18 protein-coding genes are annotated in these 23,225 nt (G+C 70.6%); 10 read left to right on the top strand and 8 right to left on the bottom strand.

Translation table 11 applies throughout. The features are described 5' to 3' along the window. Window positions 1–308 (bottom strand): tectonin domain-containing protein (locus GA0115240_RS12135; RefSeq protein ID WP_346267937.1); only part of this gene is annotated, 308 nt, incomplete at its 3' end. Between the two features lie 740 nt (window positions 309–1,048). On the opposite strand from GA0115240_RS12135, the gene GA0115240_RS12130 reads away from it, so the two are divergent. Further along, on the top strand, window positions 1,049–1,591 hold the full coding sequence (locus tag GA0115240_RS12130) for a hypothetical protein (RefSeq protein ID WP_093736688.1): 543 nt from the start codon (window positions 1,049–1,051) through the stop codon (window positions 1,589–1,591). Window positions 1,592–2,172: 581 nt separating this feature from the next. Here GA0115240_RS12130 and GA0115240_RS12125 read toward each other — a convergent pair. Both GA0115240_RS12125 and GA0115240_RS12120 read right to left on the bottom strand, forming a co-directional pair. Then, a complete protein-coding gene (locus tag GA0115240_RS12125; protein WP_093736687.1) occupies window positions 2,173–2,901 on the bottom strand; it encodes a 2OG-Fe(II) oxygenase in 729 nt (242 codons plus the stop codon). Between the two features lie 152 nt (window positions 2,902–3,053). Next, a complete protein-coding gene (locus GA0115240_RS12120; RefSeq protein WP_093736686.1) occupies window positions 3,054–3,218 on the bottom strand; it encodes an MGMT family protein in 165 nt (54 codons plus the stop codon). 150 nt (window positions 3,219–3,368) lie between these two features. Here GA0115240_RS12120 and GA0115240_RS12115 point away from each other — a divergent pair, with 150 nt between their 5' ends. Both GA0115240_RS12115 and GA0115240_RS12110 read left to right on the top strand, forming a co-directional pair. After that, entirely contained in the window at window positions 3,369–3,815 is a 447-nt protein-coding gene (locus GA0115240_RS12115; RefSeq protein WP_093736685.1) for an ester cyclase, read from the top strand. A gap of 365 nt (window positions 3,816–4,180) precedes the next feature. Further along, window positions 4,181–4,570 carry a hypothetical protein gene (locus tag GA0115240_RS12110; protein WP_093736684.1) on the top strand — a complete coding sequence of 130 codons (390 nt, stop codon included), beginning with the start codon at window positions 4,181–4,183 and terminating at the stop codon, window positions 4,568–4,570. A 151-nt stretch (window positions 4,571–4,721) separates the two neighbouring features. Here the strand turns inward: GA0115240_RS12110 and GA0115240_RS12105 are convergent, their stop codons facing one another. Next, window positions 4,722–5,741 (bottom strand): DMT family transporter, encoded by a 1,020-nt coding sequence (locus GA0115240_RS12105; protein ID WP_093736683.1) that lies wholly within the window; start codon window positions 5,739–5,741, stop codon window positions 4,722–4,724. A 204-nt stretch (window positions 5,742–5,945) separates the two neighbouring features. Between GA0115240_RS12105 and GA0115240_RS12100 the strand changes: the two genes are divergently transcribed. Both GA0115240_RS12100 and GA0115240_RS12095 read left to right on the top strand, forming a co-directional pair. Continuing rightward, on the top strand, window positions 5,946–6,893 hold the full coding sequence (locus tag GA0115240_RS12100; protein WP_093736682.1) for a LysR family transcriptional regulator: 948 nt from the start codon (window positions 5,946–5,948) through the stop codon (window positions 6,891–6,893). A gap of 392 nt (window positions 6,894–7,285) precedes the next feature. Then, the gene (locus GA0115240_RS12095; RefSeq protein WP_093736681.1) at window positions 7,286–8,971 is read left to right on the top strand and encodes a sensor histidine kinase; all 1,686 of its coding nucleotides are present in this window, start codon (window positions 7,286–7,288) and stop codon (window positions 8,969–8,971) included. A gap of 79 nt (window positions 8,972–9,050) precedes the next feature. On the opposite strand, the gene GA0115240_RS12090 is transcribed toward GA0115240_RS12095, so the two are convergent. Beyond that, the gene (locus GA0115240_RS12090) at window positions 9,051–10,250 is read right to left on the bottom strand and encodes a PP2C family protein-serine/threonine phosphatase (protein WP_256069778.1); all 1,200 of its coding nucleotides are present in this window, start codon (window positions 10,248–10,250) and stop codon (window positions 9,051–9,053) included. A 262-nt stretch (window positions 10,251–10,512) separates the two neighbouring features. Between GA0115240_RS12090 and GA0115240_RS12085 the strand changes: the two genes are divergently transcribed. Continuing rightward, window positions 10,513–11,790: a serine/threonine-protein kinase gene (locus GA0115240_RS12085; protein WP_093736679.1), complete on the top strand. Its 1,278-nt coding sequence runs from the start codon at window positions 10,513–10,515 to the stop codon at window positions 11,788–11,790. A 178-nt stretch (window positions 11,791–11,968) separates the two neighbouring features. Then, window positions 11,969–14,569: a glycosyl hydrolase gene (locus GA0115240_RS12080; RefSeq protein ID WP_093736678.1), complete on the top strand. Its 2,601-nt coding sequence runs from the start codon at window positions 11,969–11,971 to the stop codon at window positions 14,567–14,569. Between the two features lie 260 nt (window positions 14,570–14,829). Here GA0115240_RS12080 and GA0115240_RS12075 read toward each other — a convergent pair whose 3' ends face one another. Then, on the bottom strand, window positions 14,830–16,002 hold the full coding sequence (locus tag GA0115240_RS12075) for a zinc-dependent alcohol dehydrogenase (protein WP_093736677.1): 1,173 nt from the start codon (window positions 16,000–16,002) through the stop codon (window positions 14,830–14,832). Window positions 16,003–16,103: 101 nt separating this feature from the next. Then, a complete protein-coding gene (locus GA0115240_RS12070) occupies window positions 16,104–17,024 on the bottom strand; it encodes an SRPBCC family protein (RefSeq protein ID WP_093736676.1) in 921 nt (306 codons plus the stop codon). Between the two features lie 445 nt (window positions 17,025–17,469). On the opposite strand from GA0115240_RS12070, the gene GA0115240_RS12065 reads away from it, so the two are divergent. Further along, the gene (locus GA0115240_RS12065) at window positions 17,470–18,570 is read left to right on the top strand and encodes an acetate/propionate family kinase (protein ID WP_256069777.1); all 1,101 of its coding nucleotides are present in this window, start codon (window positions 17,470–17,472) and stop codon (window positions 18,568–18,570) included. 26 nt (window positions 18,571–18,596) lie between these two features. On the opposite strand, the gene GA0115240_RS12060 is transcribed toward GA0115240_RS12065, so the two are convergent. Next, window positions 18,597–20,372: a PucR family transcriptional regulator gene (locus GA0115240_RS12060; RefSeq protein WP_093736674.1), complete on the bottom strand. Its 1,776-nt coding sequence runs from the start codon at window positions 20,370–20,372 to the stop codon at window positions 18,597–18,599. A gap of 338 nt (window positions 20,373–20,710) precedes the next feature. Here GA0115240_RS12060 and dnaK point away from each other — a divergent pair, with 338 nt between their 5' ends. Continuing rightward, complete coding sequence (gene dnaK / locus GA0115240_RS12055; protein WP_093736673.1) at window positions 20,711–22,636, top strand: molecular chaperone DnaK; 1,926 nt, start codon at window positions 20,711–20,713, stop codon at window positions 22,634–22,636. Between the two features lie 9 nt (window positions 22,637–22,645). Then, window positions 22,646–23,224 carry a nucleotide exchange factor GrpE gene (locus GA0115240_RS12050; protein ID WP_093736672.1) on the top strand — a complete coding sequence of 193 codons (579 nt, stop codon included), beginning with the start codon at window positions 22,646–22,648 and terminating at the stop codon, window positions 23,222–23,224. Window position 23,225 lies beyond the last annotated feature (1 nt).

Here is a 23,225-nt window from a genome sequence, read left to right as displayed (position 1 = left end):
ACTCCCCACACGTTCGTCCTGGAGCCCGCGTCGATGCGGACCAGGCTGCCGTTGATGCCCACCCACGGGTTCGACGCACCCTGGTCCCCGGCGTACCGGTAGATCTGGTTGCCGCTGTTGACGCCCCACACGGTGCCGTCGGCCGCGGCACCGATGTCGCTCAGCGCGCCGGGGATGTTGATCCACGGGTTGGCGTCGTAGTTGGTGTACCGGTAGATGGCACTCGCCGCGTTCACCCCCCACACCGTCGTCCTTGATCCCGCCGAGATCGCACTGAGACTGCCCGCGATCTTCACCCAATCCGCCATGGCGAACTTCCCCTCTCGCGTTTCGTACTTGTCCACATCCTTGGCAAGCGGACGAGTCGGCCAAACAGGTTAATACCTGTACTAATCCTCAAAAGAGTCTGTAAACCGATGTTTGATGTCGGATCGCGTTGGGAGCCGCGGGAGGGAAACAGCCCGGAGGGGAGGCGGACGACCGAAAACGCAGTCCCGCCCATGGGGGATGGACATGAGCCCCTGGCCTATGCAGGCGACAGATGCGGCTGGATCCGAGGACGCCGGTGGGCCCAGCGCGGCCGACGCAAGTGCTCTGCCTCACCGCGGGCTACAACTCGAACCGGTGGCCGATGTCCGTCGACACCAAACCGACAGGAAGGCACGCATCTACGAGCGACCGAACTGCTCGGGAGTGGTATTGGAAACCGTGGACCGGGCCCGTTCCAGCGTCAGCGAGTTCGGGGCCAGCGTCGAGGTCGACTGATCGGACGGTGCGGCGCTGCACTCAGCACGCAGCGCTGCACCGGCTGATCACAGCGCGCGGCACCTGGCCGGTCGACAGCAGCAGCTCCCACTCGGTCAAACTTCCGCGGCAAACGGTCAAGGCCCCGTGGCAGCGGACAGCCGTCGCTCCGTCGGGCCCCGCAAGGTGCGCCGTTCGGGTGGCATGGGAACGGCACAGAGGGGCGGTGCCGGTGGGCCGGTACGCGAGCGGGTTCCCTGTTGGCGTTCGCTCCCCCACCCGCAATCGGAACGAGGTCCCCCACGTGCGCAGTCCCCTGATCTCGGCGGCCGTTGCCGCTGCCGCGGTGATCGTTCTCGCCCCCGTCAGCCCGGCGTCGGCCGCAGACCCGGACGGTATCGGCGACGTCACCTGCCACGGTGGCTCGCTCGACGTGCAGTTCAATCCCGGCGTCACGTTCAGCAAGAACACCGTACGGCTCTCCGCCAACGGTGAGTTGGGCAACTGCTCCTCCCGCCGGCATCCGAAGATCACCGGCGGCACGATCCGGCTCGAAGCCTCCCTGACCGCACAGTGCCCCGGCCCCTACGGACCGGGCTACGCCAAGGCGACGATCTACTGGAACGACGGAACCAGGACCGTCATCGACCAGACCACCTTCCGGGGCGACGCACAGTCCTTCTCGCTGGAGGGCGGCTCCATCGCTACCGGCAGTTACGCCGGCGGCACCGCACGCGCCAACGGCCGCACCACCAGCAGCTCGATCGAACTGGGCGCCGCGTGCGTGAGCGGCGGGCTCACCAGCTACTCCGCCACGATCGACCAGCTCGCCGTCGGCGACATCTAGGCAGCCCGTCAGGACCCCGCGCACGCGGCACCGGGGCGGGCCGGATCACCCCGAAGCTCAGCTCGCGCGGTGGCGACCTGCGACACTGAATGTGGCCCCGCCGACCCCCCGGTCTGCGGGGCCACGGTATCCGGCAGAACATTGACCGGCCGCCGACTGCGGCAACGCACGTCTGTTCAGCCGGCGGGCCCTGTCCCGGATCGCCGCCCAGGAATCGGAGTTGCCGCGGCTTCGCCGGCGGCTCGAAGGCGGTGTCCGGCGGCTTCCACCGCAACAGGCACACGGTCCCCGACCCGCAAGGTAAGCGCCGCCCCGTTTCCGGCAAGGGGAGGTTGGACGCGGTCGTGGGGCAGCGGCATGAGCCTTGGCGTGAGTGCTTCTCAGCCTTGAGGCCGTGGCGGATGTAGTACAGGAACGGGGTCTTCCCGTCACGTTCGGCAGGTCTCCGGCAGGCACGTTCCGCAGGGCCGGCAGCCGGCCGCGAGGGCGGTCGCCTCGTCGGCGAGAAACACGCCGGCCGGGTGCTCTGACAGGTCTTCCGGTCGGCTCCGAGGAGCATGCAGGTGGTGGTGCCCACCGGTTCAGGTGGCGTCGTGGAAGACGAGGCCGAGGGTGTGGCGCCGGCCGGAGCGAACGGCGGAAACGCCGTGCCGTACCGGGGCGGCGGACCAGCCGCGCTTGGACATCACCGGCCGGTCGCGGGTGGTGAAGATGAGTCCGTGGCCCTGGGGGACGAGGGTGGCTGTGGCGCGTGACTGCGCGCGGGGCCGCTGCTCGACGAGGAGGAATTCGCCGCCGGTGTGGTCCGCACCCGGTGTGTTCAGGTTGATGACGACCTGGAGCGGGAAGACCTTGTCGCCGAAGATGTCGCGGTGCAGGGCGTTCCAGCCGCCGGTCTCGTAGCGCAGCAGGATGGGTGAGGGCCGTTCCTGGCCGGCCTGGTGGCAGATCTCCAGCCATTCCTCGAGTGTGTCGGGCCATTCGGCGTCGCGGCCGAGCTTGGCGTACCAGTCGCGGGCGATGGGCAGCAGCCGCGGGTACAGCTCTTCGCGGAGCCGCTGCACCGCTTCGGGGAAGGGGCTGTCGAAGTAGCGGTACTGCCCTTCGCCGAAGCGGTGGCGCCGCATGTCGATCGTGGCCCGGAACAGGTCGGCCCGGTCGTAGAGCTGGGCGATGTCGGCGCATTCGGCGGGGGTGAGCAGCTGCGGCAGCAGTGCGCATCCGTAGTCGTTGATCTCGTCGGTGACCGCGGGCCAGTCGGCGCTGTCGATGCGCCGGGCGAAGATGTCCTGTGTCGTGGTGGTGGTCATGCTGCTGCCTCCAGGGTGAGAAGGATGTTCTTGGCGTCCTGGCCGCCGACCTCGTCGAGTCGCGCGGGTGCCAGCAGGATGCGCGGGCTGACGGTGCCGGACTTCGTCACACCCGGTAAACGCCCCAGCGGCAGCGAACGTGAGACCGCACCTCAAAAAAGCCGGGCGGCACCGCCTCGGGCCGGCCGCTCCAGGTCCAGCAGGTCGAGCTTGCGGTCGAGGCCGCCGGCGTAGCCCACCAGCTTGCCGTCTGCACCGACCACCCGGTCGCAGGGAGTGAGGATGCCCAGCGGATTGCGGCCGTTGGCCGCGCCCACCGCCGCTCATTCCGCACGGACCGGGTGGGCTCCCACGCGCATCTTTTTGACCCTCAGCGGCCCGTTCGTCTCACGTTTCGCAGCGGCCCACCGTCTACGTGCCGAAAAGCCTGCACAAGGCAGCACCCCCAATCCATCTGGGAGCACATCATGTCGGTAGAAGAGAACAAGGCAGTTGTCGGTCGCTGGTTCACCGAGTTCTGGGGCCCCGACTTCAATCCGGCTGTCATCGACGAGATCGCGGCGCCGGACATCCGCTTCGAGTACTCCCTGCATGCTCCCTGCCGCGGACGCGACGAGGTGCGTGCCTTCGCGACGAAGTTCCGGGCGGCGTTCCCCGACCTCGCCTTCTCCGGTACCGCCGACCTGATCGCCGAAGGCGACTACGTCGTCGGCCAGTGGGAGGGCGGCGGCACCCAGACCGGTGACGCCTTCGACGACATGCCCATTGGCTCCCTGCCCGCCGGCACCGGCAAGACCATGCACTTCACCGGCACCACCGTCCTCAAGGTCGAAAACGGCCTCATCACCCAGGAGATCGGCCTGGACGACGGCGTCACCGTCCTCCAGCAGCTCGGCCTCGTCACCAAGGCCTGACATCGCGGCGGCATGACCGAGCCGCCGGATAAACGCTGAAGGAAAGCGGGCGGTTCATGGCAGCCGGAAAGTGTGCCATGACCCGCCGGCGCACCACATCCGAGCGGCCCCGGCGGCCCGACCCTCACCCCGCCCTGAGTGCAAGGGCGCCGGCGCCGCTGCTACGAGTGCCGCGCGGGCCCGCACGGAGAGAGGGGCCGCCGCAGGACAACGGCTGACCGATCCGGACCTGCTGGCCCGCGTGATCGGCGAGCCCGCCCCCGCCCAGCCAGTGGCGCGCAGCGGATCCTTGGTCGGGTATCTCTGTAGGCTGCCGACTTGCCGTGTCCAGCGTGCGGCTTGCTGCTGTGGGGAGGGTTTGGCGGGTGGCGGAGAAGACCGAGCGGAACTCAGTGTCGCTGGGTGTGTTTCTGGCTGTGGCAGCTCACCCCGGGGTGCCGTTCAGCATCATCGAGCTGGCGGGTCGCGGTATTACCGCGGACGCGGCCGCGAGCCGTTGGGTGCTTGAGGTCGGGAAGCCTTCTCTGCACGGCTTCGCCCTCGCCGACAAGTTGATCGACTTCGGCGAGCGGGAGGATCAGCTCGTCGGCCTGTGGCAGGGATACAGAGCCGGCGAGGTCGGCGTGGTGGCCTTCGAGCTCCGGCTGGCGGAGATCGTCGTGGCCATGGAGAGGTGGGCGTCGGTCCCGGAGGGGCCTGTGGCGGACTCCTCAGGGCGGCTTCGCCGAAAACGGGGTCCAGTTACGGATGGGTGACTCGGGGGCGAAGGCTGCTCTCGGTTCGGCTCCGGCGGTTGCTCGTCGCCGAAGCGCGCTGGCATGCCGGACGACGAACCCGTGGCCTTTCCGTCAGCTGCGAGTGGGGCCATGGCCGACGTGGTGCACCGTATGGCCGGGACATCGTCTCTCAAAGTCCCCGGGCGTCCACAGAAGCGACTTCCGGCAGATCGGTTTCTGCCAGAGAGCTGTCCGCCGCCTGGCCGTCGGGCACGGGCACGGGCACGGGCGCCTGAGGCTCAGATCTTCCACGGGCCCCGGCGGAGGCAGACCTGCCAGGGGTCCGAGGTCCGCGGCGGTTGATGATGATCACACCCACCACCGTGATCGCACCGCCGGCCAGAGCAGTGGCGCGCGGTACCTCCCCCAGCCAGACGAAGGCAACGAGAAGGGCGATCGGCGGCACCAGGTACAGCGCCGCCGTGGAGGCGGCCAGCGGCAGGCGCGCGACCGCATACCCCCAGATGACGAAGCCCAGCGCGGACGGGAGCAGGCCCAGGTACAACGCGGCCCCGATCGCCCCGGCGGGAGCATGGGTGACTGCACGGACGGTCGCCGGGACGAGCGGCAACGCGAAAACGGAGCCTGCGACCATCGCATAGGTCGCCACCTCGAGCCCGCCGTACTCACGAAGCAGCGGCTTCGTCGCGAAATGGTAGACGCCTTGCACAACAGCAGCCGCGAGCACCACGAACGCACTGGCCGAAACACCGCCGGCCCCGCCCACGACAGCCACCACCGCACAACCGCAGAGCGCTGTCGCACTGCCACCGATCACTCGCCGGGTCAGCCGCTCGCCGAGGAACAGCGCGCCCAGCAGCACACTGAACACCGGGGCCGCGGCGATGATGAGGCTGGCAGTCCCGGCCGGAACGTGAACCTCGCCCCAGTTGAGGAGCACCTGGTAGGCCGTCATACCGGTCGCCCCGCACACCGCGATCCGCGGCACATCGCTCCTCGCGGGAATCCGCACCCCCGCCAGAGGAGCGCAAACGACAAGCACCAAGGCCGCCGAGCCAAGCCGCAGCACCGATAGGGCAGCGACACCAAGACCGTCCACTCCGACACTGATCGCAGGGAACGCAGACGCCCACAGGACAACGGTGCCGGCCAGGGCCAGAAGGCTGGGCGAGAACAAGCGAGAGGTCACGGGCCTCAGCGTGGCCCACTCATAGCCAAAGATCTAGTTAGTCTTAGTATGCTTGACCCATAGAACTACTTACGCTTTGGGCCTCATCGGCCCCTGGCCTACCTGACCTGCCGTGACCTGACCTCTACCCAGCCAAGCGATGCCTTCCCGCTCGGATGGAAGGGGGAGTATGCGCATCCGAACACGACTGAGAAGTTCGACTTCATGCTTGATGTGCGACGACTACGTGTCCTCCGCTACCTGGCGATCCACGGAACCGTGGCTGCGACGGCCGAGGCGCTCCACCTGACCGCCCCCGCCATCTCCCAGCATCTGGCGGCGCTGGATCGGGAAGCCGGTCTCCCGGTGGTCGAAAAGCACGGCCGCTCCCTGCGGTTGACCGCCGCCGGGGAACTGCTCGTCGCCCATGCGGAGGTCGTCCTCGCTGACCTGGCCGCTGCCGAGTCCGAACTCGCCGCCCTCAAAGGCGGCACGCGGGGCACGGTCAGGATGGCCGCTTTCGCCTCCGCCGCCCGCATTCTCATGCCCCGCGTATGGTCCGGGCTGACCGCCAGAGGCGAACTCGAAGTCACCTTGTACCTGGTCGAGCAGGAACCCGACCTGGCCCTGGCCGCGCTGCGCCGACAAGAGACCGACCTTGCCATCGTCCACGCGTACACCGTGCTGCCCCGGGAGTTTCCGCCCGGCTGCGAACACCGGGTTCTCCTGCACGACCCCGTCGTGCTCGCGATACACCCCGAACACGCCGCCGCCCTCGGCCTGCACCCCGGTGAACCCGTCGACCTCGCCCGTGTGGCCGGTCATGCCTGGCTCACCCCGGGCCCCGACACCTCCTGTTACGAGATGATCCAACGGGCCTGCGGCGCAGCCGGATTCGCACCTTCGATCCGCACCCGAAGCAGCGACTTCTCCGTGCTGACCGCCCTGGTCTCCGCAAGGGCCGGAGTCGCCCTCGTGCCCCAGCTTGCCCTGCCCGAGACCCGCACATCGCTCGCCCTGCACCCGCTCGCCACGCCTGTCACGCGGACCATCTACACCACGGTCCGCGCCGGCACGACACGCAGGCCCGACCTGGGCCGCGTGCTGGAACTCCTGCGGGCCGCCGCTTCCCAACACCTCGCCGGCACCCCGCACCCCAGCTCAAGCCTCTGACGACGTCGAACCCGACCCGAGCCCGCCGTGTCCAACAAAACCGGGCTGCTGGATCGCCCCAGCGGATCCGACGCTCTGACACGGTGGCCACAGCGGAACGGGATTCAGGGACGGTCGCACCACGATCTGCTTGCTCGGCCGGCGCGGCGCGAAACCGCCGACGCCCAGGCCGATCGGCGCGGTGCCGCTGATCGGGACCAGGACCGTGCGGGTGCCGGCTGAGGCTCTGGCTTGGGACAGGGGCCCTCTGCTGGCGCGCTGGAGCGTGACAGCGAGGCCAAGGCGTGCATGCGACAACAGGTGTTGTCATCCTCGCATACGATGAGCCCGCCCAGCCTGGCGGCCGGGTGCTGCTGCGCTCGTGACGGCGGGAGCTGAGATGAGGAGTCCACATGGCGGGCCCAGCAGAAGAGATACCGGCGCCCGAAGGCGTGGCAGCCCGCAGCGCGGAAGCCGACTCGGTCGCGCCGGGGTTCCTGCGGCGGCGGTTGCCGGGGGGATGGTCGACACGGCAGTGGCTGACGGCCGGGGTGTCGGCTGCCCTTGCCGTCCTTCTCGCGCTGTCCTGCGTGGGGGTGTGGGTGTTCGCCCGGTCCACCGCGATCAGCAATCGCCTGGTCGACGGCAGCACACCCGCCCTGGTGGCCTCGATCAGACTGGAAAGCGCCTTGCTGAACCAGGAGACCGGGATCCGCGGTTACGGGCTCACCGGAGAGCAGACGTTTCTCCAGCCGTACCAGCAAGGCCTGGCGCAGCAGAGCGCACAGACCGCGCGGTTGCGGGTGCTGCTCAGCGACGGCGGCCACGGTGACCGGGTGGCGCTGGCGGACCTCGACCAGGTGCTGCGCCGGGCGCAGAGCTGGCAGCAGCTCATCGCCCGCCCTGTCGCGGCCTCCCCCGCCGGGAAGCCGGCCGTACTGGCCACCGACCGGGCCGCCCAGGGCAAGCAGATGTTCGACGCGCTGCGGGTGACCATGACCGCCCTGGAGCAGGACCTGCAAAGCGCCCGCGATCACTCCCGCAGCGATCTGACCGGGGCCCGGCAGCTGCGCACGACGGTGTTCTCGCTGATCGCCGCCGTCGTCGCAGCGCTGGCCGTACTGGTATTCGCCGGCCTGCGCCGGGGTGTCAACCGCCCTCTGGAACAACTCTCCCGCGATGTCCGGCGGGTCGCGGCCGGCGACTTCACCCACCCCGTTGCCGCCACCGGCCCCGCCGACATCCATCAACTGGCCGCCGATGTCGAGCAGATGCGCCGACGGCTGGCCGACCAGCTCGCCGTCACCGACGAGGCCCGCGGCAGGCTCGACGAGCAGGCCGCCGAACTGCGGCGCTCCAACGCCGAGCTGGAGCAGTTCGCCTACGTCGCCTCCCACGACCTGCAGGAGCCGCTGCGCAAGGTCGCCAGCTTCTGCCAGCTCCTGGAGCGCCGTTACCGGGACCAGCTGGACGAGCGCGGCGTGACGTACATCGGGTACGCCGTCGACGGCGCGAACCGGATGCAGGTCCTGATCAACGAGCTGCTGACGTTCTCACGGGTCGGGCGGGTGCACACCGAACATGTGGAAGTCGACCTCGACCAGGTCTTCGCGGGCACCACGGACACCCTGAGTGTGGCGATCGAGGAGTCCGGCGCGACCATCACGCACGACCGCCTTCCCACCGTGTACGGCAATGCCGGCCAGCTGGGGATGCTGCTGCAGAACCTGCTGTCCAACGCGCTGAAGTTCCGCTCCCCCGACCGCGAACCGCACATCCGTGTCACCGCCACCCGCGACGGCGACGGGGACGGCGACCTGTGGCAACTGGCCGTGACCGACAACGGCATCGGCATCGACCCCGAGTTCGCCGACAAGGTCTTCGTCCTCTTCCAGCGCCTGCACACCCGCGACGCCTACCCGGGAACGGGCATCGGCCTCGCCCTGTGCAAGAAGATCGCCGAATTCCACGGCGGCACCATCACCCTCGACACCGCGCACTCCCCCGGGACGCGCATCGTCTTCACCCTCCCCGCAGCCCCGGATCCCGCCCGGCCCCACATCGCGAGCGCGACGCGGCAGGAGAACACCGTCGGGTAGGCGGCCGCTTCCGGCCGGTGCGGCGGGGAGGAGGGCCTTGTCTCGGGCCGCGGTCAGCGGCGGGGCACGAGGTCTGCGCTCATCGGTCGGCTCCGGCCCTGAGGCGACGGCCCCCGTGGTGCGGGCCGTGCCAGTCGAGGCACAGCACGGTGGCGTCGTCGGCCAGGTGGCCGCGGCAGGCGTCGGTGACCGCTGTGGTCAGGACGCGCACGACCTCGCGGGGGTGTTCCGAGGCGGTGTCGCGGACCAGGCCGGGCAGGTCCACGGACTCGGCTTGCCGTTCCTGCATGCCGTCGGTGTAGAGCAGGACGCGGTCGCCGGGGCGCAGGTCGAGGTCCTGGACGTGGTAGGTGGTGGCTCCGGGGACGCCGAAGAGCGGGTCGACATCCAGGCGCATCTCGTTCACCGTGCCGTCGCGCAGGAGCAGCGGACAGGGGTGCCCGGCGTTGACGAGCTGTGTGCCGGTTCCGTCCAGGGCGATGCGCAGGAACTGTCCGGTGGCGACGCTGTGGCGCCCGTGGTCGAGGATCGCCCGGTCGATCCGGCGGGCCTGGTCAGCCAGGTCGGCGCCGTCGCGGCGAGCGCCGCGCGAGGCGTTGACCAGGAGGGTGGCCATAAGGGCGGCGTCGACGTCGTGGCCCATGGCGTCGGTGATGGAGACGTGCAGGGTGTCGTGGTCGAGGGTGTAGTCGTAGGTGTCCCCGGCGGCGGAGTCGGCGGGCTCCAGGGACGCCGCGAGGGCGAACTGTGCGGCTTCGCAGGAAGGGGCGTCGGGCAGGAGCTGGCGCTGGATCTCGGCGGCCAGGCTGAGCGGGGTGGCGCGCTGGCCCCAGCGGTAGAGGTCGGTGAAGCGGCGGTCGGTGACGATGATGTAGGCCAGTGCGTGCGCGGCCTCGCGGACCTCGTCCAAGATCTCCTGGCTGACCTGCGGCAGGGACAACTCCAGGACACCGATGGTGTCGCCACGGTTGGTCACCGGGGCGAGCAGCCGCTCTCCGTGGCCCGCGTCGGAGGTCCGCACCAGCTCCTGGGTGCGCAGCACCCGGTCGTAGACGCTGCCGGCCAGCCGGATCTGATCGGCGTCGCGGTCGGCCTGCGAGGCGGTCTCCTCGTCGACCCGCACCATCTGCCGGCCGACGACGTCGACGAACAGGAACGACACCGCCCGCGCCTCGAACCGGTCGCGCAGATTGCGCGCCACCACAGCAAGAGACGCCCCCGGCGCCGCGTCCTCCGCTGCCGCCAGCACCTTGGCCAGCCCGAACCCGTCACCCGCCACCGTTGCCTCCCGAGTGTTCTCCTGCGGATGTCCCAGCCTGACCGCCGGCATCGCCCGCACCCGATCTCACACCGCTTCGACCGTGCGCAGCAGGCAGGCACGCCCAGTCCCTGGCATAAATGACCCTTCGTGAGAGTTCCGCGCGCAGCTCGGAGCCGACCACGGATCCGCAGGTCACCGTTCGCGGACGCCCGTCGGTTGGCGTGCGCTGCGGTCGGTCGGGTAAACGGTTCCTGTTGTCACTTGTCCGAGGGAGCTGTGCATGCCGGATTCTCCGCAGCGCGAGATGCCTCCGGCCGAGCCGGGAGGTGAGCTCCTGGCCGGCCGGTACCGGATGGAGGGGCATGTGGGCCAGGGGGGAACTGCGGATGTCTTCCTGGGGACGGATCTGCGGCTGGGCCGCACGGTCGCGGTGAAGCGGTTCCGTCCGGGTACCCGCGCTGTGGCCGAGGACCGGTTCTGCGAGGAGGGCGTCCTGCTGGCCCGGCTACGGCATCCGAACCTGGTGACCGTCTACGACTCCGGCCGGGACGCGCAGGGCGCCTACCTGGTCATGGAGCACATCGACGGCATGACCCTGCGCGAGCGGATAGCGGCCGGTCCGCTGAGGTACGACGACGTCGTACGGCTCGGCAGCCGGCTGTCGTCGGCACTGGCGCATGTGCATGCCGCGGGCGTGGTGCACCGTGACATGAAACCGTCCAATGTGCTGGTGAACGCCGACGGAGAGCCCTTTCTCGCTGATTTCGGGGTGTCCCGCCCGATCGATGAACCGACGCGCGCCGAAGCGGGCACGCTCGTTGGCACCGTGGCCTATATGGCCCCCGAACAGATCCTCGGCAATGGCTCGGGGCCGGCGTCCGACGTCTACGCGTTGGGGCTCGTTCTGCTGGAGTGTCTCAAGGGCGCGAGGGAATTCCGGGGCGCTCTGCCGGAAGCCGGATACGCCCGGCTGATGCGGTCGCCGGAGATCGGGGAGGACGTGCCCGAGCCCCTGAGGCCGGTCCTGGAGGCGATGACACGCTCCGACCCGTGGTCCCGACCCGGCGCCGCGGATTGCGCCGCACTCTTCCGCTCGGTCCCGGACACGTGGGTACCCCCGCCCGCCACCGCACCCGAGGCAGAGACGTCCTGGACAGAGGGCGCCGATGCCGGCCCGCCACAAGGCACCCCGGCGCGGCGGCGGCGTCTGCCGCTCGCCCTGGCGGCTACGGGCGCGCTCGCGGTCATCGCCACGACGGGCATCGTCGTGGCGGTCTCGGACGGCGGGCATCACGCTCCCGGTGCGGCGGACCACCGTCCCGCGCCGGCCACCTCGTCAGCCACGAGGCGGACACCGGCGTTGCCCGCTCGTACGACCGCCTCGCGCCACGGGTCGACGACCGGACCCGCCGCCGGCCCTTCCTCAGCCCCTGACCGGGCAGCGGCGGTCGCACCTCCGGCGGATCCCGGTCAGGGCCCCAAAACCCCGCCGGGCCATGGACACAGCGCCGGTCACGGCAAGGGCCTCGCGAAAGGCAAACACAAGACGAAGAGCTGACAAAGGACGCCGCCGGCCGGGCGCCGGGACGGGGACAGGCGGCAATCCGGTGAACCGGGGAAATGGCAGGTTCTTGTCAAAATCCCGGCCAAGCTCTTGTCTTTCCGGCACCCCGCCGCCCGCTGACGTGATCAGGTCGCTCCGAACAGTCCACATCCACGTTCGTTCGGGAGACTCCGTGCAGGCACCGACCCGCAAGAGACACTGGCTGACGATCTCGACCATCACGGCACTGGCGGCGCTGTTCGCGATTCCGGCCGGTGCCGCGCCCGGGCATCCAGCCATTCACCCGCGAGCGTTCAACGCCGCTGTCACGGCCGCCGACGGCGGGGGTGACGACGACGGTGGCGGCGAGGCCGACGAGATCGCCGAGGGCGCTGACCAGTTCGCCGAGGCGCGCACCTCCCCCGGCACCATCGCCCCCGGCGCCTTCACCGCCGCCTGGGACCAGCTGAACAAGCTCCAGCAAACGGGGGGACGTTGGAAGCCGGTGACGGGGCTTCCCTACAACTCCGACGATCCGCGCTACCGCGACATCTCCTCCAACTCCAGCGGCGGTTCGGGCCTGGTGACCGGCCGGGCCGCCGCACTCGCGGCCGACGACGACGGATACGTCTACGAGGGCAGCGCCGGCGGCGGTGTCTGGCGGTCGGCGACCGGCGGCGGGCACTGGCAGCCGATCAGCGACGCGCTGCCCTCCCAGGCCACCGGCGCGCTGGCGCTCGACGGCCGGGGGCGGCTGTGGCTGGGCACCGGTGAGGCCACGACGAACGCGGACGCGTACCTCGGCAGCGGGGTGTACGTCCTGGCGCATCCGCACGGCGGCACCTTCAGCACCTACGACCGCGTCGGCGGCGCCGAGTTGGACTCCACCACCATCCACACCCTGCGCTTCGGCGGCGACAAGGTGTGGGCCTCGACCAGCAAGGGCGTGTGGAGCCACTCCACGACGGACCTGCGCGGCCCGTGGAAGCTGGAGTTCGCCCCCAACCCGGCCTATCTGCCCGGCGGTTCCCTCGCGAGCGACCCGAACGCGCCGTACAAGAACATCGCCAACGACGTGGCGATCGACCCCAGGAACCCCTCCAACGTCCTGCTGGCGGTCGGCTGGCGCAGCGGTGACACCTACAACGGCTTCTACCGCAAGGTCGGGAGCAGTTGGACCCGGGTCGGCTCGCTGGGCGCATTGCCCACCGACGCGGCCACCGTGGGCAACGTGACCTTCGCCCGCTCCAAGGACGGCTCCCGCTATTACGCGATCAACCAGTCCCCCACCGCGCTGAACACCGACCCGGACAGCAACCTGGACGGCATCTACGTCTCGAAGACCGGCGACCCGTTCGGCAACTGGACCCGGATCGCGGACACCGAGACGCTGGCAGCCTCCGGCTCCGCGCTGGACGAACCGGGCTTCATGCCCGGTGTACAGGCCTGGTACAACGAGTTCCTCCAAGTCGACCCCACCGACGCCACGCACGTGTACGCCGGGCTGGAAGAGGTCTTCGAGACCAAGGACAGCGGCGCGAACTGGTCGGCGGTGGGCCCGTACTGGAACTTCGACTTCCCCTGCTGGAGCATCGACCCGACCAAGCAGACCGGCGACTGCAGCCCCACCACCCACGCCGACCAGCACGCGGTCACCATCGGCAGCAACCACGGCAGGCCGTACGTCTACGTCGGCGACGACGGCGGCGTCTACAAGCGCCCGCTCAACGGCCGCACCGACGCGGCCGGCCACGCAACCGACTGGGTGTCCACCAACGACGGCACCATCGACACCCTGCAGTACTACTCGGTGGGCATCGGCCGCGACCCCTCCCGCCGCGGCGTGACCGTCAACGGCGGCCTGCAGGACAACGGCCAGTCCATTCTGCGGCCCGGTGACAAGGTCATGGGCTCCAACTTCGGCGGTGACGGCGGCGACACCCTCACCGACCCGGCCAACGGGTGCGATATCGCCCAGGAATACGTCTACCTGGCCGTCAACGTCACCCAGAACTGCGCGGTCAACAACGGCGCCTGGGTCGACGACCCCGCCAAGGCCACCAGCTACGACGTCGCCCCGCCCGACAACGCCACCGGCGCCGCCCGCTTCACCGCCCCCCTGACCGCGGACACCCGCGACAGCGACACCTGGATCGCCGGCGGCCAGCACGTCTGGGTACAGACCCACGGCTACGCCATCCGCAGCGGCGACGAGTGGACCGATGCCTTCGACCTCGGCGACGGCCACACCGCCACCGCCGTCGCCGCCCAGGGCGGCAAGGTCTACGCCGCCTGGTGCGGGCCCTGCAACAACCAGGGCTTCACCCGCGGCATCGCGGTCGGCAACGCCGACGGCACCGGCTGGCACCAGGTGAGCCTGCCCGCCACCGGCGCCGACGGAACCGTGCCCAACCGGTACCTGTCCGGCCTCGCCATCGACCCGGCCAACTCAAGCCACGTCTATCTCGCCGTGAACGGCTTCTCCCGGCACTGGACCGAAGGCCCCGGCGCCGGCGTCGGCCACGTCTTCGAGTCCACCGACGGCGGCACCACATGGAAGGACATCTCCGCCAACCTCCCCGACGTGCCCACCGACTCGCTGCTGGCCCTGCCCGGCGGCGGCCTCGCGCTGGCCACCGACCTCGGCGTCGTCTACCGCGCCCCGCACCACACCACCTGGAGCCGCGTCGGGAAGCTGCCGGCCGTGGCCGTCCTCCAGCTCAAGGCCGGCCCCGACGGGCGCGTCTACGCCGCCACCCACGGCCGTGGAATCTTTTCGATCACGCTGAGGTGACACCCTGAGCTGATCTCCGCCGCAGCGAAGGGCCCGGCCGTCGAGCGACCGCCGGGCCCTTCGTCTTCCATACGTACGCGTCGCGAGGCGCAATCCTGCTGTCAGCCGGAGTCACCTTCACCGCGGCGCGCGCCACCCAGGACGGCGTCGAGATCAGCCTCCTCGGACGCCAGGTGACGGTCGGGTCCTCACGTTTCGGCCGGTGAGGCGCTTTCTCGGTGGCGGACCGGCATGGACCCGGTATCAAGCGGGGTTCACCTTCAGGGCTTGAGGATGATCTTGTTGGTTTCGCCCCGCTTGTTCTTGAACATCTCGTAGGCGCGCGGGGCCTCGTCCAGGGGCAGGTGGTGCGAGACCACGAAGGAGGGGTCGATGTCGCCGCTGCGGATACGCTCCAGCAGCGGCTTCATGTAGTGCTGGACGTGGCACTGGCCGGCGCGCAGCGTCAGGGACCGGTTCATCAGCGAGCCGATCGGGAACTTGTCCATCAGACCGCCGTAGACACCGATGGTCGACACCGTCCCGCCGTTGCGGCAGGCGAGGATCGCCTCGCGGAGAGCGTGCGGGCGCTCGGTTTCCATGCGGGTGGCCTGCTTGGTGCGGTCGTACGCGTTGACCGGACCGGTCGGGTGGTGTGCTTCCATACCGACCGCGTCGATGCACGCGTCCGGGCCGCGGCCGGCGGTCAGGTCGCGGAGTGCTTCGAGGGTGTCTGTCTCTTCGTAGTTGAGGGTTTCCGCGCCGGTGTGCTCGCGGGTGCGGTCCAGCCGGGAGGGGAAGCGGTCGATGACGATGACCCGTTCAGCCCCGAGCAGGTAGGCGCTGGCGGCGGCGAACTGGCCGACCGGGCCCGCGCCCCACACCGCGACGGTGTCGCCGGGCGTGATGTCGCAGTTGTCGGCGCCCATGTAGCCGGTGGGCAGGATGTCGGACAGGAACAGGACCTGGTCGTCGCTCAGCTCGTCGCCGACCTTGATCGGGCCGATGTCGGCAAAGGGCACCCGGGCGTACTCGGCCTGGCCGCCGGCGTAGCCGCCGAGCATGTGGGAGTAGCCGAAGATCCCGGCGGGGCTGTGGCCCATGAGTTTCTCGGCCAGGCCCGCGTTGGGGTTGGAGTTCTCGCACACGGAGTACAGCTCGTGCTTGCAGGCCCAGCACCGGCCGCAGGCGATGGGGAAGGGGACGACGACCCGGTCGCCGATCTTGAGGTTGCGGACGTCGGAGCCCACGTCGACGACCTCGCCCATGAACTCGTGGCCGAGGACGTCGCCCTTCTTCATGGTGGGGATGTAGCCGTCGTAGAGGTGCAGATCGGAGCCGCAGATGGTGGTGGAGGTAACACGGATGATCGCGTCACCGGCGTTGAGAATCTTCGGGTCCGGGACGTCGAGGACATCGACCGAGTTGCGACCGGTCCAGCAGGTGGCCTTCATGGCGGTTCCCCTTGTCGAATCTGTCGGATCTGTCGAATCCGTCGGAGCTGTCGGATCTGTTGATCGGATGGTTGCCGGATCGGACGGTGCCGGATCCGATGTCAGGCGGCGGCGGGCGGCTGGGCCGGACGCTGCTTGGCCTGGCGCAGGGCACGCGTGCCCTCGGGGCTGGCGTCCGAGCGGACCACTTCGCCGGCCTCCATGAGCTGTTTGAACCGACGCAGGTCGTCGCGGACCTGCTGCTCGGGCTGCTCGCCGAGCAGCTTGGCGACGGCGGCGCCGGCCCGGCCCGCCGGCGGGTCGTAGGCCAGCTCCACCCGTACCTCGGTGCCCCGGTCCCCGGGAGCGTCCGAGAACCGCACCGACCCGGTGTTCCCCACCAGGGTCGGGCCGGTGGACTGCCAGGAGATGACGGTGTCCGGGCGGTCCTCGGTGATCTCGGCGTCCCACTCGATCGTCCGCTTGGCCGGGCCCCGGGCCCGCCAGTGCGAGCGCCCGTCGGCGTCGGTCTGCACTGATTCCAGGTGGGCCATGAAGCGCGGCAGGTTGGCGAAGTCGTGCCAGTAGCGGTAAACCTCAGCGCGCGGCCGGTCGATCGTGATGCTCGCGTGCAGGTCCCTGGTGTGCTCGTCGTCCTTCTTCCGCCGCCGCGCCCGGACCGCCGCGTACACATCCGCCGCGGTGATCGCGGCCACCGCGGCCGTGGCAACGGCCGTCCTGCGCTTCCGCTCACCATTGCGGACAGCCAGCGCCCGGCCCAGCGCGGTCAGGTCGATCGCGTCGCCGGCGACGCGGGTCCACACCCACGGGGCCGGTTTGCGGCTGCCCAGCAGCAGAGCGGCGTGCCCCAACTCGCGCGCGCCCAGCAGGGGCACGACCGTCCGGGCCTCGGCGGAATCGTCGACGCCCGTCAGCCGGCTGACAGCCCGCGGCGCGGCGACCTCGGCGCTCCCGAGGCCCAGACTGGCCCAGCCCAGCAGCTTGGGCAGGCGCTCTGTGGTGGAATCGTGCTGCTGCGTCATGGAGTCCTCCACGGATCGGGCCTGTCCCCGTACAGGCGCCTTGGTGATATCAGCAAGGGGGGAGCTTCCCCGGCAGTCATGGGAGAGAGCCTGATCATTCGACCACCCAGGCGAGTGGGCGCGTGGATCGGTGAGGGTCGGCGCGCTGCGAGCAGCGAGCACCGCCGCCGCAGGCCGCCGTCGTACTGACGTACTGACCCCGACTCCGATGCCAAGGAGCGCTTCGCCCGCAACCCTTCAACGAAAGATCCTTTTGTCCGTCCTGTCAAAAGGATCTTCCGGGCGATCGCTGTTTCGCGGCCCGTGCTCGGGTATCCGAGGCTCAGGGGACCAGACCGAGTCGTCCTGTCATGGCGTGACACGAGGTGACCTGACGCAACGGTCGCCGGCGGCCCGCCTCCGCAGGAGGGATACGATGCCCGATCGCAGCCGTAGCCGAGGGCCCGTGCTGGTCGCTGACGCGGGTTCGTCGAGCTTGCACCTCACCGTCTTCGCGGACGACGGAACGGTCCTCGCGTCACGCGACAGCGCGTCCGCGCCCGGCAGCGACGTGGCCGAGCGGCTTCGAGAGCTGCTGAAGGATGCGCCGGCGGTGGTGGGGGTGGGGCACCGCATCGTGCACGGCGGTCCGGAGTTCCGGGCGCACACGCTGGTGGACGGGCCGGTCCGCGACCGGCTGCGACGCACAGCCGAGCTGGCACCGCTGCACGTGCCGCCGGCCCTCGCCGTCCTGGACGCGGCACGCGACCTGCTGCCCGACGTGCCGCATGCCGTGTGCTTCGACACGGTCTTCCACGCCGGCCTCCCGGCCGCCGCCCGTGCGTACGCGGTGCCCGAGAGGTGGCGCCGCGAGTACGGGATCCGGCGCTACGGCTTCCACGGGCTGTCCTACACCTGGGCACTCGCCCGTACCGCCGACCTGTTCTCCGTCCGCCGCGAAGACCTGCAGATCGTCATCGCGCACCTCGGCGGCGGCTGCTCGGCGTGCGCCGTGCGCAACGGGCACAGCGTCGACACCACCATGGGGTTCACCCCGCTGGAGGGTCTGGTGATGAGCCGCCGGAGCGGCAGCCTCGACCCCGGCGCGCTGATCTGGCTGCAGAACCGGCACGGATTGACCCCGCGGGAACTGGACGACGCGCTGAACCACCATGCGGGACTGCTGGGGCTGTCCGGCACCTCGGGCGATACCCGTGACCTCGTACGCGACCGCGCGGCCGGCGACGAGAACGCCGCCCTGGCGCTGGACGTCTTCACCCACCACTGCCGGCGCGGCATCGCCGCGATGGCTGCCTCCCTGGACCGACTGGACGCCCTGGTCTTCACCGGCGAGATCGGCGAGGACCAGCCCGAGATACGGGAGGCGGTCTGCGCCGGGCTGAGAACCCTCGGACCGGCCGGTGGTCTGCGCGTCCCCGTGGGCGGCTCCCAGGCCCCGGCCGAGCTGCTCAGCGGTCCTGGCGCCGAGACACCCGTCGTCCTGGTCCCCACCGGCGAGGCCCGCCAAGTCGCCGTGGAGACCAGGCGGTTGCTGAGTGACGGTTGACTTTTCCCGCCGACGGGCGATGGACCTCAGCGGGGTGCGTCGAGCACGTTGCGGATGCGGGTGGCGACGTGCAGATTGAGACGGGTCTCGACGTCACCGAGGTCGTGCCCGGTGATCTCACGGATGCGCTGGAGTCGGTAGCGGACCGTGCTGCGGTGGATGAGCAGCGTCTCCGAGGTCGCGTCGTAGCTGCCGCCGCTCTCCAGATAGCGGGAGAGTGTCATCAACAGCTCGGTGTGGTGGCGGGCGTCGTAGTCCAGCAGCCGGCCCAGCCATTCGCGGACGAAGCGGTCGGCTTCCCGTTCGCCGTCGCCGGTGCCCATCATGCGGCACAGGCCCAGCTCCTCGAAGCCGGTGCTGCCGTACGGGTCCTGGGAACGGCGGCGGACGGCGAGGGCACGGACGGCCTCGTCGTAGGAGTGCGGCAGATCGGTGAGGGTGTCGCAGGGGCCGCCGACCCCGATCGCGCCGGCCCCGGTGCCGAGTTCGTCCGAGACGGCCCGGTGCAGTTCGTCTCCCGGGTCGCGCCGGTCCTCACCGGCCAACACGACGACCGTGGTCGCGCCGCGAGAGCCGACGAGTACATCCCGGCGCAGCCGCCCGGCCGCCCGCGCCACCGCGTCGCCGAGTGCGCCGCTCTCGGCTGCGTCGGGCCATTCCAGCACGGCGACCTTGTGCTGACGGTGCAGGTCGTGGCCCAGGGCTGCCGCCTGGGTGAAGCTGTCGTCGGTCGCCTCACCTGAGATCAGCCGGTCGACCAGGTCGCAGCGCAGCTGAGGCTGAAGCTCGGCCAGCCTGCGCTCGTGGGAGAGCTGCGGAGCCAGCACCAGAGCGGCCTGTTCGAGCGCCGAGGTGTCGGTTTCCGCCGCCCGCCGGTCCGGGTCGACCAGCGCGACCACGCCGAGCAGATCACCGGCCATCTCGACGGGGACGACCAGCCGGTCCCGGTCCCGGACGGCGCCGGGACGGCGCCGCGCGCCCTGCATCAGGGTGTCCCGGCGCCCGTTCTCCGGCCCCGGGGGCGGTCCACCGCCCGGTCCTGGCCGGCCTTCGTCCCGATCGGGACCAGCCCAGGCCCGCAGGTTGCCGAAGCGGTCCTCGGTGAGGGCCGTGAATCCCGTGTGGTCGTGCAGGGCCTGCAGGATTCCCGCCTCGCCCCTGCCGGAGGCGGCGGCGCGGGAGAGCGCTTCGTGGGAGGCGAGCCGCGAGGCCAGGGCGGAGGAGATCGCGCCCGGGCCGGCGGTGGATGAGCCGTCCTCGGTCCCCGGTATGTTCCTGGTTTCCGACAGGTCCCCGGTCCCCGGCGGGCTTTCCGGCCCGGGGCGGGCCGGCTCTCCCCGGCGCCCCGCGAGGCGCGCGAGGGCGATCCCGGTCTGCTGCGCGAGCAGATCGGTCAGGGCGGTCTCCTCGGGTGAGGGGGTGGTCGGGGAGCGGACGACGAGATAGCCGAGGCAGTGGTCCCGGTACCGCAGGGCGATGGCCCGTACCCACCGGCCGCCCGGCTCGTGCAGGTGCCTGCTGCGGCCGTGCAGAGCCTCGATCCGCCGGTCGAGCCGGTCGGCGGCCACCACCTCGGCGGCGGCCGCTTCTGCCGGGGATTCGCCGGTGGAACCCGCTCCCGGCTGCCGCGCCGCCGCGCTCCCCGGCCGGGCGACGGCGGAAGCAGCCACCCGGCACGGTGGGCAGCGCCGCGCCAGACCGTGGTGCACGGCATACGCCGCTTCGGCGGTGAACGGGCCGGTGGCGGCGATCGCCGCCATGGCTCCCCACAGCACCTCGCGCTCGTCGTCGCCGTCGAGCATGACCGTCACCAGCCGTAGCAGAGCGTGCCGTGCGGCCCCCGGCTGCGGGACGGGGTGAGCGGGTCCGGCGGTCGGAACAGGAACAGCGTCCATCGCAGGTCCATTCGCGGCTCGGCAGCGGCTTCCCGCCTTCCACGCTACGCCGCTCCGCACCGGCTCTCACCTGCGAGCCGTGCCGCCGCCCCGTCCTGGCGGACCGGTCGGGGACCGGGGATTGGTCCTGCCGGAGCGAGGAACCGGGGCGCGTCCCGTAAGAGGCTCGACTGAGGTGGTGTGTGCCGGGACCGATCTCCTGGCGGCCCCGCCGTCCGAACCGTGTCGCGACAGAGGAGATTCCCATGGCGAAGGCAGTCGGTATCGACCTCGGTACCACCAACTCGGTCATCGCGGTCTGGGAGGGCGGTGAGCCGACCGTCGTCCCGAACGCCGAGGGGAACAGGACGACCCCATCGGTGGTCGCCTTCTCCGAGAGCGGTGACCGGCTGGTCGGACAGCTCGCGCGCCGGCAGTCGATCCTCAACCCCAAAGGGACCATCACCTCGGCCAAGCGGTTCATCGGCCGTCGCTACGACGAGGTCTCCGACGAGGCCAAGGCGGTTTCCTTCGATGTGGTCGAGGGAGAAGGCGGGGTGGCCCGCTTCGAGGTGAACGGCAAGCAGTACGCGCCGGAGGAGATCAGCGCGCAGGTGCTGCGCAAGCTGGCCGACGACGCCGGGAAGTCGCTCGGCGAGAAGGTGACCGAGGCGGTCATCACCGTGCCGGCGTACTTCAACGACGCCCAGCGCCAGGCCACCAAGGACGCCGGGAAGATCGCCGGCCTGGAAGTCCTGCGGATCATCAACGAGCCGACCGCCGCGGCCCTGGCCTACGGGCTGGACAAGAAGGGCCACGAGACCGTCATGGTCTTCGACCTCGGCGGCGGCACCTTCGACATCAGCATCCTGGACGTCGGCGACGGCGTGGTGGAGGTCCGCGCCACCGCGGGCGACTCCCACCTGGGCGGCGACGACTTCGACCGCCGGGTGGTGGACCACCTGGCCGACGGCTTCCAGAAGGCCGAGGGCATCGACCTGCGCAAGGACCCGCAGGCGCTGCAGCGGCTGTTCGAGGCGGCCGAGAAGGCGAAGACCGAGCTGAGCTCGGTCACCCAGACCCAGGTGAGCCTGCCCTTCATCACGGCGGACGCCTCCGGGCCGAAGCACCTCACCGAGACGCTCCGCCGCTCCACCTTCGAGCAGATCACCGCCGATCTGGTGGAGCGCTGCCTCGACCCGGTCAAGCAGGCGATGGGCGACGCCAAGGTCACCGACAACGACATCGACGAGGTCATCCTCGTCGGCGGCTCGACCCGTATCCCCGCCGTGCAGACGCTGGTACGGCGGCTGACCGGCGGCAAGGACCCGAACATGAGCGTCAACCCGGACGAGGTCGTGGCGCTGGGCGCCGCCACCCAGGCCGGGGTGCTCAAGGGCGAGGTCAAGGACGTCCTGCTGCTGGACGTCATCCCGCTGTCGCTGGGCGTGGAGACCGCGGGCGGCGTGATGACCAAGATCATCGAGCGGAACACCACCATCCCGGCCCGCAGGTCGGAGACCTTCTCCACCGCCGAGGACAACCAGCCGGCCGTGGACATCGTGGTGCTCCAGGGCGAACGCGAGATGGCCGCCGACAACCGGGTGCTCGGCCGTTTCCGGCTGGAGAACCTCAGGCCGGCCCGCCGCGGCGAGACCCAGATCGAGGTCACGTTCGACATCGACGCCAACGGCATCCTCAAGGTCAGTGCGAAGGACAAGGACACCGGCGCCGAACAGGGCATCACCATCAGTGAGGGCTCCAACCTCGACCCGTCCGAGGTCGAGCGGATGATCCAGGAGGCCGAGGCCAACCGCAGCTCCGACCAGGCCATGCGCGAGGTCGTCGACGCCCGCAACGAGCTCGACGCGGCCGCGTACCAGGTCGAGCGCCGGCTGCACGAGTTGGAGGACGCCGCACCGGAGCACGAGCGGGCCCGCGCCCAGATGCTCATCGACGAGGCGCGTGCCGCCGACAAGCAGGACGCGCCGCTGGACCGGGTGCGCGGTCTCACCTCCGAGCTCCAGCAGATCTACGCGGCGCTGGCCTCCCACGCCGCCGGAGCCGGGCAGCCGGGCGGCGAGCCCGGCGGTGGCCCCAGCGGCGGACCCAGTGGCGGACCCGGCCAGGGTCCCGAGGGCGGATCCCCGGGGGACGACGACGTCATCGACGCAGATTTCGACAAGAGCTGAGGATGCGACATGTCGGATCAGGAACAGCCGCGTCCCGCCGAGGACCGCTCCCCGCCCGAGCCGGAGCAGACGCAGCCCGGGCAGACGCCCGCACCGCAGACGACGCCGCCGGCCCCCGAAGCCGAGCAGCAGGAGCCGGCGCCCGCGCCGCGCAGCCCCGAGGTGGAGGAACTGGAGGACCGGTGGCGGCGCGCCCTCGCCGACCTCGACAACCTCCGCAAGCGCTACGCCCGTGAACTTCCCCGGGAACGGGAGGCCGAGCGGGCCAAGGTGGCCGCGGCGTTCCTCCCGGTGGTCGACAACCTCGACCTGGCCCTCGCCCACGCGGGCGGCGACGACTCCGGCGCCATCGTCAGCGGAGTCCGGGCGGTACGCGACCAGGCCGTCGAGGTGCTGCGCAGCCTCGGCTACCCGCGCTACGAGGAGACCGGCGTCCCCTTCCACCCCGAGCAGCACGAGGTGGTGTCCGTGGTGGATGACCCGGACACCGCTCCGGGCACCGTCGTCCAGGTGCTGCGGCCCGGCTACGGCGAACCCGGCCGCCAACTGCGGCCGGCCGCCGTAGCGGTCAGCCGCCGGCAGGAATGAG

The organism is Streptomyces sp. DvalAA-14 (assembly GCF_900091855.1).
Taxonomy (GTDB): Bacteria; Actinomycetota; Actinomycetes; order Streptomycetales; family Streptomycetaceae; genus Actinacidiphila.
Note: the sequence above shows the minus strand (reverse complement) of the source record. Positions and strands in the feature narration are given on the sequence as shown.

Excerpts from the sequence above, each read along its gene's own strand:
- GA0115240_RS12115 (WP_093736685.1), top strand. The coding sequence starts at position 3,369 with ATGTCGGTAGAAGAGAACAAGGCAGTTGTCGGTCGCTGGTTCACCGAG.
- GA0115240_RS12050 (WP_093736672.1), top strand. The coding sequence starts at position 22,646 with ATGTCGGATCAGGAACAGCCGCGTCCCGCCGAGGACCGCTCCCCGCCC.
- GA0115240_RS12060 (WP_093736674.1), bottom strand. The coding sequence starts at position 20,372 with ATGCTCGACGGCGACGACGAGCGCGAGGTGCTGTGGGGAGCCATGGCG.
- GA0115240_RS12095 (WP_093736681.1), top strand. The coding sequence starts at position 7,286 with ATGGCGGGCCCAGCAGAAGAGATACCGGCGCCCGAAGGCGTGGCAGCC.
- GA0115240_RS12125 (WP_093736687.1), bottom strand. The coding sequence starts at position 2,901 with ATGACCACCACCACGACACAGGACATCTTCGCCCGGCGCATCGACAGC.
- GA0115240_RS12070 (WP_093736676.1), bottom strand. The coding sequence starts at position 17,024 with ATGACGCAGCAGCACGATTCCACCACAGAGCGCCTGCCCAAGCTGCTG.
- GA0115240_RS12075 (WP_093736677.1), bottom strand. The coding sequence starts at position 16,002 with ATGAAGGCCACCTGCTGGACCGGTCGCAACTCGGTCGATGTCCTCGAC.
- GA0115240_RS12100 (WP_093736682.1), top strand. The coding sequence starts at position 5,946 with ATGCTTGATGTGCGACGACTACGTGTCCTCCGCTACCTGGCGATCCAC.
- dnaK (WP_093736673.1), top strand. The coding sequence starts at position 20,711 with ATGGCGAAGGCAGTCGGTATCGACCTCGGTACCACCAACTCGGTCATC.
- GA0115240_RS12085 (WP_093736679.1), top strand. The coding sequence starts at position 10,513 with ATGCCGGATTCTCCGCAGCGCGAGATGCCTCCGGCCGAGCCGGGAGGT.